The 15,921-nt window shown below is 65.0% G+C and carries 16 protein-coding genes; 11 read left to right on the top strand and 5 right to left on the bottom strand.

Annotation, left to right across the window (positions count from 1 at the left end):
* The first annotated feature begins 80 nt into the window (after positions 1-80).
* Positions 81-335 (top strand): type II toxin-antitoxin system VapB family antitoxin, encoded by a 255-nt coding sequence (locus GGD61_RS20920; RefSeq protein WP_018318874.1) that lies wholly within the window; start codon positions 81-83, stop codon positions 333-335.
* Positions 335-739 (top strand): type II toxin-antitoxin system VapC family toxin, encoded by a 405-nt coding sequence (locus GGD61_RS20915; protein ID WP_092261432.1) that lies wholly within the window; start codon positions 335-337, stop codon positions 737-739. The genes GGD61_RS20920 and GGD61_RS20915 overlap by 1 nt, the downstream gene beginning before the upstream one ends.
* A 19-nt stretch (positions 740-758) precedes the next feature.
* On the opposite strand, the gene thpR is transcribed toward GGD61_RS20915, so the two are convergent.
* Both thpR and GGD61_RS20905 read right to left on the bottom strand, forming a co-directional pair.
* A complete protein-coding gene (gene thpR / locus GGD61_RS20910) occupies positions 759-1,295 on the bottom strand; it encodes an RNA 2',3'-cyclic phosphodiesterase (protein ID WP_026202086.1) in 537 nt (178 codons plus the stop codon).
* 174 nt (positions 1,296-1,469) lie between these two features.
* A complete protein-coding gene (locus GGD61_RS20905; protein WP_026202087.1) occupies positions 1,470-2,114 on the bottom strand; it encodes an arylesterase in 645 nt (214 codons plus the stop codon).
* Positions 2,115-2,169: 55 nt separating this feature from the next.
* Between GGD61_RS20905 and GGD61_RS20900 the strand changes: the two genes are divergently transcribed.
* The 4 genes from GGD61_RS20900 to GGD61_RS20885 all read left to right on the top strand — a co-directional run bounded on the left by GGD61_RS20900 (position 2,170) and on the right by GGD61_RS20885 (position 7,388).
* Positions 2,170-2,889 (top strand): ABC transporter ATP-binding protein, encoded by a 720-nt coding sequence (locus GGD61_RS20900; protein ID WP_018318878.1) that lies wholly within the window; start codon positions 2,170-2,172, stop codon positions 2,887-2,889.
* The gene (locus GGD61_RS20895) at positions 2,886-5,456 is read left to right on the top strand and encodes an ABC transporter permease (RefSeq protein WP_183231067.1); all 2,571 of its coding nucleotides are present in this window, start codon (positions 2,886-2,888) and stop codon (positions 5,454-5,456) included. Before GGD61_RS20900 ends, GGD61_RS20895 begins: the two co-directional genes overlap by 4 nt.
* A 281-nt stretch (positions 5,457-5,737) precedes the next feature.
* Positions 5,738-6,529, top strand: a complete 792-nt coding sequence (locus tag GGD61_RS20890) for a Bax inhibitor-1/YccA family protein (protein ID WP_018318880.1) — start codon at positions 5,738-5,740, stop codon at positions 6,527-6,529.
* Between the two features lie 328 nt (positions 6,530-6,857).
* Positions 6,858-7,388, top strand: coding sequence for a GNAT family N-acetyltransferase (locus GGD61_RS20885; RefSeq protein ID WP_018318881.1), 531 nt, complete (start codon positions 6,858-6,860; stop codon positions 7,386-7,388).
* Between the two features lie 208 nt (positions 7,389-7,596).
* On the opposite strand, the gene GGD61_RS20880 is transcribed toward GGD61_RS20885, so the two are convergent.
* The 3 genes from GGD61_RS20880 to acnA all read right to left on the bottom strand — a co-directional run bounded on the left by GGD61_RS20880 (position 7,597) and on the right by acnA (position 12,312).
* Entirely contained in the window at positions 7,597-7,965 is a 369-nt protein-coding gene (locus tag GGD61_RS20880; RefSeq protein ID WP_018318882.1) for a DUF2794 domain-containing protein, read from the bottom strand.
* Positions 7,966-8,580: 615 nt separating this feature from the next.
* The gene (locus tag GGD61_RS20875) at positions 8,581-9,357 is read right to left on the bottom strand and encodes a thioredoxin family protein (RefSeq protein ID WP_092261434.1); all 777 of its coding nucleotides are present in this window, start codon (positions 9,355-9,357) and stop codon (positions 8,581-8,583) included.
* A 234-nt stretch (positions 9,358-9,591) separates the two neighbouring features.
* On the bottom strand, positions 9,592-12,312 hold the full coding sequence (gene acnA, locus GGD61_RS20870) for an aconitate hydratase AcnA (protein WP_092261435.1): 2,721 nt from the start codon (positions 12,310-12,312) through the stop codon (positions 9,592-9,594).
* A 238-nt stretch (positions 12,313-12,550) separates the two neighbouring features.
* Here acnA and ccmA point away from each other — a divergent pair, with 238 nt between their 5' ends.
* From ccmA to GGD61_RS20845, 5 genes are all read left to right on the top strand, one after another.
* On the top strand, positions 12,551-13,153 hold the full coding sequence (gene ccmA / locus GGD61_RS20865) for a heme ABC exporter ATP-binding protein CcmA (protein ID WP_026202088.1): 603 nt from the start codon (positions 12,551-12,553) through the stop codon (positions 13,151-13,153).
* 301 nt (positions 13,154-13,454) lie between these two features.
* A complete protein-coding gene (ccmB, locus tag GGD61_RS20860; protein ID WP_092261436.1) occupies positions 13,455-14,126 on the top strand; it encodes a heme exporter protein CcmB in 672 nt (223 codons plus the stop codon).
* Positions 14,127-14,217: 91 nt separating this feature from the next.
* Positions 14,218-15,012: a heme ABC transporter permease gene (locus GGD61_RS20855; protein WP_092261437.1), complete on the top strand. Its 795-nt coding sequence runs from the start codon at positions 14,218-14,220 to the stop codon at positions 15,010-15,012.
* The gene (gene ccmD / locus GGD61_RS20850; protein ID WP_018318888.1) at positions 15,009-15,191 is read left to right on the top strand and encodes a heme exporter protein CcmD; all 183 of its coding nucleotides are present in this window, start codon (positions 15,009-15,011) and stop codon (positions 15,189-15,191) included. The genes GGD61_RS20855 and ccmD overlap by 4 nt, the downstream gene beginning before the upstream one ends.
* Positions 15,188-15,784, top strand: a complete 597-nt coding sequence (locus GGD61_RS20845) for a DsbE family thiol:disulfide interchange protein (RefSeq protein ID WP_092261438.1) — start codon at positions 15,188-15,190, stop codon at positions 15,782-15,784. The genes ccmD and GGD61_RS20845 overlap by 4 nt, the downstream gene beginning before the upstream one ends.
* The last annotated feature ends 137 nt before the right edge of the window (positions 15,785-15,921 follow it).

The raw sequence follows: 15,921 nt of genomic DNA, 5'->3' as shown, positions 1-15,921 counted from the left end.
TCGCCGACCGTGGACGCCCTCCTAGCCTACTACGCCCCGTTTAGGTAGAATATACCTATTTAGGAACTAAGGATCCTCATATGGCCCTGAGCATCAAGGACCCCGAAACCGAGCGGTTGGCACGGAGTCTCGCGCAACTGACTGGCGAGAACATCACGACCGCGACCAAGCGCGCCATCGAGGAGCGGCTGCGTCGGCTCGGGGGTCAAACGCGCAAAGACGCGCTACTGGAAGACATGGCGGAGATCAGGCGTCGCTGGAGCGAAATGCGCGTCGTGGACGACCGCACGCCCGAGGAAATTCTCGGATACGACGAGCATGGATTGCCACGCTGATGGTGATGGACACATCGGCGATCGTGGCAATCGCGCTCAACGAAGACGATGCAGCCGATATTGAGCGACTGATTGTGGATGATCCGATCCGCCTGATCTCTGCAGCCACAGTGCTTGAAGCAACGATGGTGATCGAAACCCGGCTGGGCGACGCAGGCGGGCGTGAGTTCGATCTCTGGCTCGTCAAGCTCGGTGCAGAGATCGTTGCGGTCGATGCCGTGCAAGTCGATGCCGCACGGCGCGTCTGGCGGCGCTACGGCAAGGGGCGTCACGCCGCGTCGCTCAACTACGGTGATTGCTTCTCTTACGCGCTGGCTATGACTCGCGGCGAACCTTTGCTGTTCAAAGGCGAAGACTTCGCAAAGACCGATATCAGTCGAGCAGGCGCTGCGCCGCTGCGGTAACGCCGCCGAGTTTGGGAGCCTACTCACACAGCTCGTAGGCGTCCTCGACCACATACGGCCCGCCGCCAGTGGAGGCGCGCGACGAGAACAGCACAAACCGCTCCGCCATGAACGCCTTGCTCGGGAAGTAGCCACGCAGCGAGAGATAGTCGGCGACGTCGCGATCGGAGGCATCGTGCAGCCGGGCGAGCGTGACATGCGGGATGAACTTGCGGCCTTCAGGGTTGAGACCGATCCGCTGCATCATGCGCTCGAGCTCGGCCTGCAATTCCATCAGCGGCCTGCTCGGTGCGATCGTCGCAACGACCGCTCTCGGCTTGCGGCCGCCAAAACTCGTCAGCCCCTGCACCTTCACCTCGAAGGGCTTGCGGTCGACGCGAAACAGCATCGATGCGATCTCGTTGGCGGACAGGCCGTCGATATCGCCGATGAAGCGCAGGGTGACGTGATAATTTTCGGGATCGATCCAGCGGGCGCCGGGAAGGCCACCCCGCAAATTGGAAAGCGTCTGGCTGACTTCGGCCGGGATTTCCAGACCAGTGAACAAACGCGGCATCGTTTCGCACTCCCGATGCTTGGGCATGATCCGTGGGACAGACCATATCCAAATTTTAGAGCCGGTGACGAATCACCGGTACCCTGATTCCTATCGCAGTTGTGTGACTCTGCGAAGCATCGCGCGCCTCACCCCGGTAAAACCCTGGGTATGACGGTTGGCGCTGCCCGCTTTTCAACGCCGTTGCTCAGCGATGGTGCCAAGGAATGCCTCCACGGTGGGCATGATGTTGCCGACGATGATGTCGACGCCGGCCGCAGTCGGATGAATGCCGTCGGCCTGGTTGAGCTTGGCGTCGGCCGCAACGCCCTCGAGAAAGAACGGATAAAGCGGCACGTCGAATTTCTTCGCCAGATCCGGATAAATCGAATTGAAGCGCGCGGCATAGTCGGCGCCGTAATTCGGCGGCGCCAGCATGCCGCACAGCATCACCGCAATCTTGCGCGCCTTCAGCCGCTGGACGATGTCGGTGAGCGCGGCGCGCGTCAAATCGGGATCGACGCCGCGCAGGGCATCGTTGGCGCCGAGCTCGACGATGACGCCGTCGGTTCCGTCGGGGACCGACCAGTCGAGCCGGTCACGGCCGCCCGAAGAGGTGTCGCCGGACACGCCGGCGTTGGTCATGTCGACCTCTATACCTTTGTCCTGCAAGGATTTTTTGAGTTTGGCCGGGAACGAATCCTGGGCCGAGAGGCCGAGGCCCGCACTCAAGGAATCGCCGAGGACCACGAGCTTGATCGGTTTGGCCGCCGGCTGGGCCTGCAACGACGGCGTTGTCGCGATCGTCATCAAACCGAGCATCAACACGGCTATGTGCATGAACAATCCGTAACGCCTCTCGACCGCGCCATCGGAGTTGCCATATGACCGGACCATGGACACTCGCATCGAACCCTCGTCGCTCACCGCTGCCGCGGACACCATCGCCATCTCCAACGTCAATCTCTCATTGGGCACGGGCGCGGCACGCGTTCACATCCTCAAGGATATCAGCCTGCGGGTCGCCTCGGGCGAGACGATCGGCCTGATCGGCCCGTCAGGTTCGGGCAAATCCACGCTGCTGATGGTGATGGCGGGGCTGGAGCGTCCTGATAGTGGAGAGGTGGTGGTATCGGGCACGCCTTTCAATGCCCTCGACGAGGACGCGCTGGCCCGCTTCCGCGGCCGCCAGGTCGGCATCGTCTTCCAGTCCTTTCATCTGATCCCGACCATGACGGCGCTGGAGAACGTCGCGGTGCCGCTGGAGCTCGCCGGCAATCCCGATGCCGCAACGCGCGCGGCGCAGGAGCTGCAATCGGTCGGGCTCGGCGATCGCCTGCATCATTATCCGACCCAGCTCTCCGGCGGCGAGCAGCAGCGCGTCGCACTCGCCCGCGCGCTGGCGCCCGATCCCGCCATCCTGGTCGCCGACGAGCCGACCGGCAATCTCGACGAGGCCACCGGAAAGCAGATCGTCGATCTCCTGTTCAGCAAGCACGCCGAGCGCGGCATGACCCTGGTACTGGTCACGCACGATTCCTCGCTCGCGCATCGCTGCGACCGCGTGATCCGGCTGCGCTCGGGCCGCATCGACACGCAGTCTGCGCCGGCATGAGCGCCTCGGCCGAGCCGTTCGCGAAGCCAAACGGCATCGCGCTGTCCCTGCGTTACGCGCTGCGCGAATTGCGCGGCGGCCTGCGCGGTTTCTATGTCTTCATCGCCTGCATCGCGCTCGGCGTGATGGCGATCGCCGGCGTCGGCTCGGTGTCGGCGAGCCTCTCCGACGGCTTGGCCCGCGAGGGCCGCACGCTGCTCGGCGGCGACGTCTCCTTCGTGCTGTTCCAGCGCGAAGCCAAACCTGAAGAGGTCGCCTTCCTGCGCTCGCGCGGCACGGTCTCGACCGCCGCGACCTTGCGCGGCATGGCGCGCGCGGCCGATGGCCAGCTCGCACTGGTCGAGATGAAGGCGGTCGACGACACCTATCCGATGCTGGGCCAGCTGACGCTGGCGCCACAGCTGCCGATGTCCGACGTCCTTGCGGAACGCGACGGCGCGTTCGGCGCGGCCGCCGATCCGACGCTGCTGGCGCGGCTCTCGCTCAAGACCGGCGACCGCGTCACCATTGGCGCTGCGACCTTCCAGATCCGCTCGACAGTCGAAGCCGAGCCCGACAAGCTCGCAGGCGGCATCGGCTTCGGACCGCGCTTCCTGATCAGCGAGGCCGGCCTGCGCGCCACCGGCCTGATCCAGCCCGGCAGCCTGGTGCGCTGGGTCTACCGGGTGAAGCTGCCCGATACGGCGAACAACGAGCGCGCCACCGAAGCCTTCATCGCGGACGCGCGGAGCGCTGCGCCGCAGGCCGGCTGGGAGATCCGCAGCCGCTCCAACGCCTCGCCGCAACTCGAACGCAACATCAACCGATTCACACAATTCCTGACGCTGGTCGGCCTTGCCGCGCTGCTGGTCGGCGGGGTCGGCGTCGCCAATGCCGTGAAGAGCCATATCGACCGCCGGCTCGAAGTGATCGCGGCCCTCAAGGCCGTCGGCGCCACCGGCCGCGACGTGTTCGGCATCTATCTGGCGCAGGTCCTCCTGCTCGCAGGCATCGGCTCGATCATCGGCCTTGCGCTCGGTGCCGCCATGCCGTTCGCGATCGTCGGCCTGTTCGGCAAGCTGCTGCCGCTGCCGGTGGTGCCGGCCGTGCATGCCGACGAGCTCGCGCTGTCCTTCATTTATGGCCTCCTGACCGCGCTCGCCTTCGGCCTGTGGCCGCTCGGGCGCGTCCACGACGTGCCGGTGGCCGCGCTGTTCCGCGACACCATCAGCTCGGAATGGCATCGGCCGCGCGCGAGCTATCTCGTGTTCATGGGCGTCGTGATTGCGCTGCTGATCGCGGTCGTGATCGGGCTGTCGTTCGACAAACGCATCGCGGCGGTGTTCGTGGCCTCCTCGGTCGTCGTGTTCGCCCTGCTGCGCGGCATCGCCGCCCTGCTGATGGCCATCGCGCGGCGGCTGCCGCGGACGCGGCTGCCGATGCTGCGGCTGGCGATCGCCAACATCCACCGGCCGGGCGCGCTGACGCCCTCGGTGGTGCTGTCGCTGGGGCTCGGGCTCGCCGTGCTCGTCACCATCACCCAGATCGACGGCAATCTGCGCCGGCAGTTCCTGGCAGCCCTGCCCGACCGCGCGCCGTCCTTCTTCTTCATCGACATCCCGAGCACGCAGGCCGAGCAGTTCGACGGTTATCTGCGCCGGATTGCGCCGGGCGCGACGGTCGAAGACGTGCCGATGCTGCGCGGGCGCATCGTCGCCGCGCGCGGCGTGCGCGCCGAGGAGCTCAAGCCGACCACCGATTCCGAATGGGTGCTGCAGAGCGACCGCGGCCTGACCTATACCGGCGAGCTGCCGAAAGGCTCCAAGGTGGTCGAGGGCGAATGGTGGAGCGCCGATTATTCCGGCCCGCCGCTGGTCTCGATGGAGAAGAAGATCGCCGACGGGCTCGGCCTCAAGCTCGGCGACCAAGTCGTGGTCAACGTGCTCGGCCGCGACATCCCGGCCAAAATCGGCAATCTGCGCACCATCGACTGGCAGGGGATGGGCATCAACTTCGTTCTCGTGTTCTCGCCGAACGCCTTCAAGGGCGCCCCCCACACCCACATCGCGACGCTGACGGAAACGGGCGGAACTGCGGCAGGCGACGGCAAGATCATCAAGCAGGTCGCCGACGCCTATCCGATGGTGACGAGCGTGCGCGTGCGCGAGGTGATGGAGACGGTCGGCTCTGTCGTGACCAATCTGGCGCTGGCGATCCGCGGCGCCAGCGCCGTGACCCTGATCTCGGCGATCCTGGTGCTCGGCGGCGCGCTCGCCGCCGGGCATCGCCACCGGGTCTACGATGCGGTGATCCTGAAGACGCGGGGCGCGACCCGGCTGCGGCTGCTCGGGGCCTATGCGCTGGAATACCTCCTGATCGGGCTCGCGACCGCGGTGTTCGGGGTGATCTCCGGCAGCATCGCGGCCTGGATGATCGTGACGCGGCTGATGACGCTGAGCTTCGTCTGGCAGGCCGGCAGCGCGGCCGGCGTGGTCGCGGCCGCGCTCGTCGTCACGGTCGGACTCGGGCTCGCGGGCACGCTGCTGGCGTTGAACAAAAAGCCCGCCACGGTGTTGCGGAATTTGTGACAAAATGTAGCGGATGGCTGCACGAGAGCAGAATCGCACGATTTCTGCGATTAACCACGACTGCCCGTCAGGTTCGCGTCAGGATTGCCGCCAAGGGCGACATTCAGCCGCGCGTGGAAGGTTGCAGCTAATGTGTTAGTTTCCCACATATCGAATGGGTTCGGAGCCCCGATTGTTAGCCAAAATTTAGTCGGTTGGCGTCGGTATCCGAGATAGAGTTTGACGAACCGGCGGCATGGCGACCCTCGTGCCGGACCGGACCAACCAACGGGAATTCGACCATGTCGGACCTAGACCGTAACTACGCTTCTCCTTTCGGCAGGGCCGCCGGGCGTGTTGACGCCGCGACGGTCGATGCCGGCCTGCGCGCCTATATGCTGCGCATCTACAACTACATGAGCATTGGCCTCGCCATCACCGGCCTTGCCGCGCTCGGTGTCTACATGGCTGCCGTGACCGACGTTCCGACGGCGGAATCCGTCCGCGTCGGCAAGCTGTTCCTGACCCCGTTCGGCTACGCGATGTTCGTCAGCCCGCTGAAATGGCTGTTCATGCTCGCGCCGCTCGCCATGGTGTTCGTGATCTCGGCGGGCATCAACCGTCTCGCTCCCTCGACCGCCCAGATCCTGTTCTGGGTGTTCGCGGCGCTGATGGGCATCTCGCTGTCGTCGATCTTCCTGGTGTTCACGCACACCTCGATCGTGCGGGTGTTCTTCATCACTGCGGCCACCTTCGGTGCGCTGAGCCTCTACGGCTACACCACCAAGCGTGACCTGACCGGCATGGGCTCGTTCCTGTTCATGGGCCTGATCGGCATCATCATCGCGAGCCTGGTGAACCTGTTCCTGGCGAGCTCGATGCTGCAGTTCATCGTGTCGGTGGTCGGCGTGCTGGTGTTCGCGGGCCTCACCGCCTGGGACACCCAGCGGCTGAAGAACGACTACATCTACGGCTACGCCTCGGCCGGCGGCGACATCGCAGAGCGTGCGGCCATCACCGGCGCGCTGTCGCTGTACCTGAACTTCATCAACCTGTTCACGCTGCTGCTGCAGCTCCTCGGTCAACGTGACTAAGCGCAACGACGAGAGAACGGATAGGAACCCCGGCCGAAAGGCCGGGGTTTTTGTTTGGGGGTGCGGTGGCGCTTGTAGCCCGGATGGAGCGCAGCGCAATCCGGGAAAGTCCTTTCCGCGGATAAGGCGGCCCCGGATTACGCTTCCCTCCATCCGGGCTACAAGGCCACGAGTGCCGCCTCTTCCTCCTCGTCATTGCGGGCGCAGCGAAGCAATCCAGAGTCCCTCCGCGGATGCATTTCTGGATTGCTTCGCTGCGCTCACAATGACGGTGTGGCAACATCGTTGCCCCTTCCAGCGCCAGCGGGAAGGCTCTAATCTTGCCGCCATGTCCGCACCTGAAATCAGGCCCACAACCGAGGCCGACCTTCCCGCCATCACCGCCATCTACCAGCAGGCCGTCCGCGAGGGCACCGCGACGTTCGAGCTGGAGCCGCCCGACCTCGTGGAGATGACGCGCCGTTATCGCGCGCTGGTCGACGGCGGCTATCCCTATTTCGTCGCTATCCTCGACGGCCGCGTGGCCGGCTATGCCTATGCCGGCGCCTACCGCCCGCGCCCAGCCTACCGCTTCACGGTCGAGAACTCGATCTATCTCGATCCCTCCTTCCACCGCCGCGGTGTCGGATCAAAGCTGCTGGAGCGGCTGGTCGCCGAATGCGAGGCGCGCGGCTTCCGCCAGATGATCGCGGTGATCGGCGATTCCGCCAATGCCGGCTCGATCGGCGTGCACACCAAGGGCGGCTTCAAGATGATCGGCACGCATCCCAATGTCGGGCTGAAATTCGGCCGCTGGCTTGATACGGTGATGATGCAGCGCGACCTCGGCGAGGGCGCGAAGACGGTGCCGACAAAATAGATCTCGTAGGGTGGGCAAAGCGATACCCGGGACCACCGCGAGACAAAACCCGGATGTCGCTGCGCTCATCCGGGCTACGAAGAATTCGCCACATCACTGCTGTCGTAGGGTGGGCAAAGCGAAGCGTGCCCACGATTCGTGGCGATAGAGAAAGGACGTGGGCACGGCGCAATGCGCTATTGCCCACCCTACGGCACCGGTCGTGCGGCTACACCACCGCCAATTTCCGATCGATCACCAGCAGCACGCGCTCCAGCTCGTGGCCGCGGCGCAGGATCAGCCCCGTCGCCGAGATCACGCTGTACATGCCCTGCTTGCGCGCCAGCCGCGGATCCTTCTCGATGCGATAGATCGGCACTTCCGAGGCACGGCGATAGACCGAGAACACGGCGCGATCCCTCAGGAAGTCGATGGCATAATCGCGCCATTCGCCGTCCGCGACCATGCGGCCGTAGAGATTGAGAATACGATGCAGCTCGAGCCGGTTGAACGTCACCCGGCTCAGTTGCGTCGCCGCCGCGGCGGGGCGGGCCGCCGCGCGCTGCTCGCTCGGATCGGCATCCTCCGACAGACTCATGGAGCGCTTCCTCATCGCACGGCATGACCCGAATCCGCGAAGACCGTCCCCGGAACCTGGATCATGACAGCTGCATGATTGCGCCAACCGGCCACCGCCGCAAGGGGCTCCTGATTCAACCGGTCGAATCGGTTACGAATCGGGGCACACGCTATGGTGGAACTCCCTCGCGGCAAACCGTCACGGGATCGTTAGCAGGAATCATACTCTCGCCGCTTTTCCGCCTAGCGACTGCCGCCCTGCATTGCGAAAAGACTCAGGTGCGTTGACCCGGTCCTTTCGGTTCCGGATTCCTCAGCCCCCAGCCCCCCGGGGTCGAACAGGATCGGGTCTGTACGCGCGACAAGGAGGGCCAACGCAAGTTGGTCCTTTTTTGTTTGTGTCGGGATGTTTCTGCCCCGGCGAAATTCTCCTCTCATCAGCGCCAACAGTCTCTCCCCTCATCCTGAGGAGCCGCGCTCCCTTCGCGTGGCGTATCGAAGGATCGAGGCCCAACCGCATGAGCGGGGCCGGCATGGTTCTCACGGCGATGCGAAACATCGTCCGGTAGACGCGCGCAAGAGCGCGCTCCTCACCATGAGGGTGGGCAGTGAGTACGACGCTAGAGAATTGAAATCAGTGCAGCGACGTGTAGGCCGCACCCAGCATCGTGCCGGGCTTCTCGCGGCTGCCGTCCTGGACATAGACCACCGCGCCGTCGACGCCGTCGCGCGTGAGGTTCTCGATCGGCACCGTCCAGCTTTCCGAACGCCCGGTCCAGTCACCGACCTTGAGCAGGTTGCGCACCACGTTGTGATAGGTGACCTGCTGTCCGCGATTCTCGCCTCGGGTGATTGCGATCGGGACTGACTTGGCGATCGAACAGATCCAGACCTCGCCATGCGAGACGGCCGGCTCGTTGCTCGCCGCCACCGATACGTTGATCTGCTTGCCCGCGAGCGACATCGTCACCGGCACGCTCATCACGCCCGTGCCCTTGTCGGTCTTGCCGATCGCGCTCTCGATGCCGGCACGATCGCTGCCGATGACATGGGTGGAGCCGTTGACCACGACCTGCGGCGTGTAGACCTCGCGATCACCGCGCATGCGCGAATAAGCACGCTGCCGTGCAGAGAAGCGCGAATCCGCCAGCGTGTCCTTCCAACCCAGATAGTCCCAATAGTCGATCGGCATGCTCAGCGCGATGATCGACGGGTCTTTGGAGAGATCGCCGATGATCTGGTCGGCGGGCGGGCAGGAGGAGCAGCCCTGCGAGGTAAACAATTCGACAACGGCGCGGGGATCGGCTTCGGCAGGACGGATGACGGCGACGATCGCACAGATGCCGAGAGCTCCCGACCAGAAAGCACCGGACCAACGTGAAACCAGATGAGAAGCCGTCATTGTTGTCATGTCGAACGCCGCACACCATTGCTCGTGAGAAGGAGAACTTATCGCCGGATGGTCACCGTAGTCTTACGGGGCGCGACACACCCGACCGCCCAGGCCAACCGTCCGAAAGGAGGTTTTCCGCCGGGCGGGCCCATCTGGAGCATGCCGCAAACGCACGAAGGCGGCCTTGTGATAGGCCGCCTTCGTTTAACCTTCTACTCACGTCGCGGTGAGCCACCGTTCACAAATTCGCGCTTAGGCCGCGAGCTTGCGCAGCACGTAGTGCAGGATACCGCCGTTCCGGTAGTAGTCGAGCTCGTCCAGCGTATCGATGCGGCAGAGCAGCGAAACGCGCTGCAGCGAACCGTCGCCGGAGACGATCTCCGCGGTCAGCTTCTGGCGCGGCTTGAGGTCGCCGACGAGGCCACGCAGCGTGACCTTCTCGTCGCCCATCAGGCCGAGCGACGACCAGGAGGTGCCCTCCTCGAAGGTCAGCGGCAGCACGCCCATGCCGACCAGGTTGGAGCGATGGATGCGCTCGAAGCTCTGGCAGATCACGGCGCGCACGCCGAGCAGGCGCGTGCCCTTGGCGGCCCAGTCGCGCGAGGAGCCGTTGCCGTATTCGGCGCCGGCGAACACCACCAGCGGCACCTGCTCCTGCTGGTACTTCATCGCGGCGTCGTAGATCGACATCTGCTCACCGTCGGGCCAGTGTTTTGTCAAACCGCCCTCAGGGATATTTCCATCCGCGCCCTTCAACATGAAGTTCTTGATGCGGATGTTGGCGAAGGTGCCGCGCATCATCACTTCATGGTTGCCGCGGCGCGTGCCGTACTGGTTGAAGTCGGCGGGACGCACCTGGTGTTCGCTGAGATATTTTCCAGCCGGAGAGGTAAGCTTGATCGAACCGGCCGGCGAGATGTGGTCGGTGGTGATCTTGTCGCCGAACATGGCGAGGATGCGCGCCTCGACGATGTCGGTGACCGGCTCCGGCTCCTTCTTCATGCCGTCGAAATAAGGCGGGTTCTGCACATAGGTCGAAGACATGTTCCAGCGATAGGTCTCGCTCTCGACGGTCTTGATCTTGCGCCAGTTGGTGTCGCCCTTGAACACGTCGGCATACTTCTTCTTGAAGATCGACGCGGTCACGAACTTCTTCATGAAGGCGTTGATCTCCTTGGTCGTCGGCCAGATGTCCTTGAGGTACACCGGCTTGCCGTCCTTGCCCTCGCCGAGCGGCTCGACGGCGAGGTTCTTGGTGACGCTGCCCGCGAGCGCGTGCGCGACCACCAGCGGCGGCGAGGCCAGATAGTTCGCCTGCACGTCGGGCGAGACGCGGCCTTCGAAGTTGCGGTTACCCGAGAGCACGGCCGCGGCGACGATGCCGTTGTCGTTGATCGACTTCGAGATCTCCTCGGGCAGCGGACCGGAATTGCCGATGCAGGTGGTGCAGCCGAAGCCGACCAGGTTGAAGCCGACCTTGTCGAGATCCTTCTGCAGACCGGAATCGGCGAGATAGCCGGCGACGACCTGGCTGCCCGGCGCGAGCGAGGTCTTCACCCACGGTTTTGCTTTCAGGCCCTTCGCGGCGGCGTTACGGGCCAGCAGGCCGGCGCCGATCAGCACGCTCGGGTTCGAGGTGTTGGTGCAGGACGTGATGGCGGCGATCACGACGTCGCCATGGCCGATCTCGAAGTCCTTGCCTTCGACGGCGAAGCGCTTGCTGGGCTCTTCGGCCTTCTTGTACTCGGTGCCGAGAGCGAGCGAGAAGCCTTCGGCGACCGACGGCAGCGCGATGCGGCCTTCGGGACGCTTCGGACCGGCCATCGACGGCACGACGTCGGCGAGATCGAGCGTCAGCGTCTCCGTGAACACCGGATCGGCCGACTTGGCGGTGCGGAACAGCCCCTGCGCCTTGGCATAGGCCTGCACCAGCGCGACGCGCGGCGCCGCACGGCCGGAGGTCTTGAGATAGTCGATCGCGGCGGCGTCAACCGGGAAGAAGCCGCAGGTCGCGCCATATTCGGGCGCCATGTTGGCGATGGTCGCCTTGTCGGCCACCGAGAGATTGTCGAGGCCGGGACCGAAGAACTCGACGAACTTGCCGACCACGCCGAGCTTGCGCAGCATCTGCGTCACGGTGAGCACGAGGTCGGTCGCGGTGACGCCTTCCTTCATCGCGCCCTTCAGCTTGAAGCCGACGACGTTGGGCAGCAGCATCGACAGCGGCTGGCCGAGCATGCAGGCTTCCGCCTCGATGCCGCCGACGCCCCAGCCGAGAACGGCGAGACCGTTGACCATGGTGGTGTGGGAGTCGGTGCCGACCAGCGAATCGGGATAGGCGACCTCGAAGGTGCCGGTCTTCTTGCCGACCGTCATCTTCTCCTTCTTGGTCCAGACCGTCTGGGAGAGATATTCGAGATTGACCTGGTGGCAGATGCCGGTGCCGGGCGGCACGACGGAGAAGTTCGAGAACGCCTTCTGGCCCCACTTCAGGAACTCGTAGCGCTCCTGGTTCTGCTTGTACTCCTCGGTGACGTTCTTGCCGAAAGCCTTGTTGTCACCGAAGAAGTTCACGATCACGGAATGGTCGATGACGAGATCGACCGGCACCAGCGGGTTGATCTTCTCGGCATCGCCACCGAGCTTCTGCATCGCGTTGCGCATCGCGGCGAGGTCGACCACCGCGGGCACGCCGGTGAAGTCCTGCATCAGCACGCGCGCCGGGCGGAAGGCGATCTCATGCTCCAGCGACTTCTTGCGCAGCCATTTCGAGACCGCGACGATGTCCTCTTTCTTGACCGAGCGGCCGTCCTCGTTGCGCAGGAGGTTCTCGAGCAGGACCTTCATCGAATAGGGAAGTTTCGAGATTCCCTTCAGACCATTCTTCTCGGCCGTGGGCAGGCTGTAATAGACATAGGTCTTGGCGCCGACCTTGAGGGTCTTTTTGCATTTGAAGCTGTCGAGCGAGGTCATGTAGGAATCCCAATTGTTAGTTATACCCGGCAGGGTATTTTAACACCGTTAGCGTATCAGGCTGGGCCGCTTGCAGGGGCAGGTTGAGTTGCTGCATCAAGTAGTTCCGGGCTTATAGAAGCTTTCTAACCGCGCCGCCACAGCCACAATCGTACCGCAGCATTCGCGAGCCAAAAATTCCCATGCGCTACCCCAAGTTTTCCTGAGGCCCGGCTTGAGCGGGGTGGACCAAGGCAAGATGCAGCTGTCCGGGCGCGGGGTCGTTTGCGTGCGCGGCGGCCGCGAGGTGTTTGCCGGGCTCGATTTCGAGGCTGTCGCCGGCGAAGCGGTCGCGGTCGTCGGCCGCAACGGGTCGGGCAAGACCTCGCTGCTTCGGCTGATCGCGGGTCTGCTCGTTCCGGCAGGCGGTAAGATCGCGCTGGAGGGCGGCGATGCCGAGCTGACGCTGCCCGAGCAGTGCCACTATCTCGGCCATCGCGATGCCCTGAAGCCGGCGCTCAGCGTGGCGGAAAACCTGACTTTCTGGGCCGATTTCCTTGGGGGGGAGCGTTCTGACTTCGCCGAGAGCCTCGCCACGGTGGGGCTCGAGCATGCCACCCACCTGCCCGCCGGCTTTTTGTCCGCCGGCCAGCGCCGCCGGCTGTCGCTGGCGCGCCTTTTGACCGTGCGGCGCCCGATCTGGCTGCTGGATGAGCCGACCAATGCGCTGGACGTGACGGGACAGGACATGTTCGGCGGCCTGATGCGCGAGCATCTTTCGCGCGGCGGCCTGATCGTCGCGGCAACCCATGCACCGTTGGGGATCGAGTCGCGGCAGCTGCGGATCGGGGGTGTGGCGTGAGGCGACACGACCCTCAGCTTTCCGAGCGGCTGGGCCCCGCTCTCTTCGTTCCCTCCCCCCTTGTGGGGTCCGAGACGAGCGAAGCTCGCTCTCGCGGGCAGGGAGGAGGGTGCCACACGGCAAGACGTCTCGGTTCTGGCCTTCAAGAGGCGGGCGCTCTGTTGCTGGCGATCCGTCTCCACCGAGCATCTCTCCCGGGGCTACCCCTCTCCCCCGCCCTCCCCCACAAGGGGGGAGGGAGCGCACTGCGCCTGCGGCTCGATGCCATCAAACCAAGCGACTCCGCCGCGGGAGGCACCCCATGACCGCCGCCCTCTCAGCCCTCGTCCGCCGGGACGTCAGGATCGCGCTCCGCGTCGGCGGCGGGGCGCTGATTGGCGTGCTGTTCTTCCTGACCGTGGTGGTGCTGATGCCGTTCGCGGTGGGGCCGGATTTGGCGCTGCTGTCGCGGCTGGGGCCGGCCATCCTCTGGCTCGGCGCGCTGCTGGCGAGCCTGCTCACCCTCGACCGGCTGTTCATGGCCGACCACGAGGACGGCTCGCTCGACCTGATCACGATGAGCCGGACGCCGCTGGAACTCGCCTGCGCCGCCAAGGCGCTGGCGCATTGGCTGGCTGCCGGCCTGCCGCTGATTGTCGCAACCCCCGTGCTCGGCCTCTTGCTCAACCTCGACATGGTCGCGACTGGCGCGGTGGCGCTGACGCTGCTGGCCGGCACCCCGGCGCTGACGTTTACCGGCATGATCGGTGCGGCGCTGGCGGTGACGCTGCACCGCGGCGGGCTGCTGATGGCGGTGCTGGTGCTGCCGCTGTCGATTCCCGTGCTGATCTTCGGGGTGGCGGCCTCGCAGGCCGTGATCGTTGGCCCGATGACGTTCGGCGCACCATTCTCGATCCTGTGCGCGCTGTCCCTGGTCAGCCTCGTGATCGGCCCCTTCGCAGCCGCAGCGAGCCTGCGGCACGGGCTCGATTGAGATGCGCGCGATTGACCTTGACCCCGATCAACTTTCGTCCCTCGCTTTCGTGCTGATTGCCTGAGCGGCCACCGATGATTATCAGGGTACCATGACGCTGATCGACCTCGCCAACCCCACGCGGTTCCTCGCGCTGACAGCGCGGGTCTTGCCGTGGCTTGCGGCCGCGACCGTCCTGCTGCTTGCAATCGGTCTCTATCAAGCCGCGCTTGCGCCCGATGACTATCAGCAGGGCGCGACCGTGAAGATCATGTTCATCCACGTGCCCAATGCCTGGCTGTCGATGTTCGTCTGGGGCGTGATGAGCATCGCCTCGCTGGGCACGCTGGTGTGGCGGCATCCGCTGGCCGACGTCGCCGCCAAGGCCGCAGCTCCGATCGGCGCCGCCTTCACCTTTCTCGCACTGCTGACGGGCTCGCTGTGGGGCCGGCCGATGTGGGGCACCTATTGGGAATGGGATGCGCGGCTGACTTCGGTGCTGATCCTGTTCCTGATGTATCTCGGCCTGATGGCGCTGTGGCGCGCGGTCGACGATCCCTCACGCGCCGCACGCGCCGCCGCGGTGCTGACCCTCGTCGGCGCGCTCAACCTGCCGATCATCAAATTCTCGGTCGACTGGTGGAACACGCTGCACCAGCCGGCCTCGGTGATGCGCATGGGCGGCTCGGCCCTCGACAAATCGTTCCTGATTCCGCTGCTGGTGATGGCGATCGCCTTCACGCTGCTGTTCGTCACGCTGCATCTGGCGGCGATGCGCAACGAGATCCTGCGCCGCCGTGTCCGCTCCCTGCAAATGATGCAGGCAAGCCGTGTGGCGTTCTCGAACGAAATGGGCGCCGGTGCGCGCGGACAAAACGCGTCGAAAGAAATTGGGGCCGCAGGATGATGTCGCTCGGCCCTTATGCATCCTTCATCGTGACATCCTATGCCGCAGCGGCCCTCGTGGTCGCGATCCTGATCGGCTGGATCGTGCTCGACTATCGCAACCAGACGCAGCGCCTGCGCGAGCTCGACCGCAGCGGCATCACCCGCCGCTCCGGCCGTAGCGCCATGGACGCATCATGAGCGAACGATCGACCTCCGCACCGCCGCAGCGCCGCACTTTCCTGATGGTGCTGCCGCTGATCGCGTTCATCGGCCTCGCGCTGCTGTTCTGGTTCCGGCTCGGCAGCGGCGATCCCTCGCGAATTCCCTCCGCGCTGATCGGCCGTCCGGCGCCGCAGACGGCGCTGCCACCGCTCGAGGGATTGCAGATCGACAACGCGCAGGTGCCGGGCCTCGACCCCGCCGCGTTCAAGGGCAAGGTCAGCCTGGTCAATGTCTGGGCGTCCTGGTGCGTGCCGTGCCACGACGAGGCGCCGCTTTTGACCGAGTTCGCCAAGGACAAGCGCTTCCAGCTCGTCGGCATCAACTACAAGGACGCGGCCGACAACGCGCGCCGCTTCCTCGGGCGCTACGGCAACCCGTTCAGCCGGGTCGGCGTCGACGCCAACGGCCGTGCCTCGATCGAATGGGGCGTCTATGGCGTGCCCGAAACCTTCGTCGTCGGTCGCGAAGGCACCATCGTCTACAAGCTGGTCGGCCCGATCACGCCGGACAATCTGCGGACGGTGCTGTTGCCGCAGATGGAGAAGGCGCTGAAGGCAGCGGGGAGCTGAGCGCCGCGCTCATGCCACACGCTCAACTGTCATCGCCCGACTTGATCGGGCGATCCAGTATTCCAGAGACGTCAGTCGTATACGGAAAAGCTGCGGCGTACTGGATGCCCCGGTCAAGCCGGGGCATGACAGCGGTA

Origin of the sequence: Bradyrhizobium sp. SBR1B (assembly GCF_014198205.1) — a bacterium.
Taxonomy (GTDB): domain Bacteria; phylum Pseudomonadota; class Alphaproteobacteria; order Rhizobiales; family Xanthobacteraceae; genus Bradyrhizobium.
Note: the sequence above shows the minus strand (reverse complement) of the source record. Positions and strands in the feature narration are given on the sequence as shown.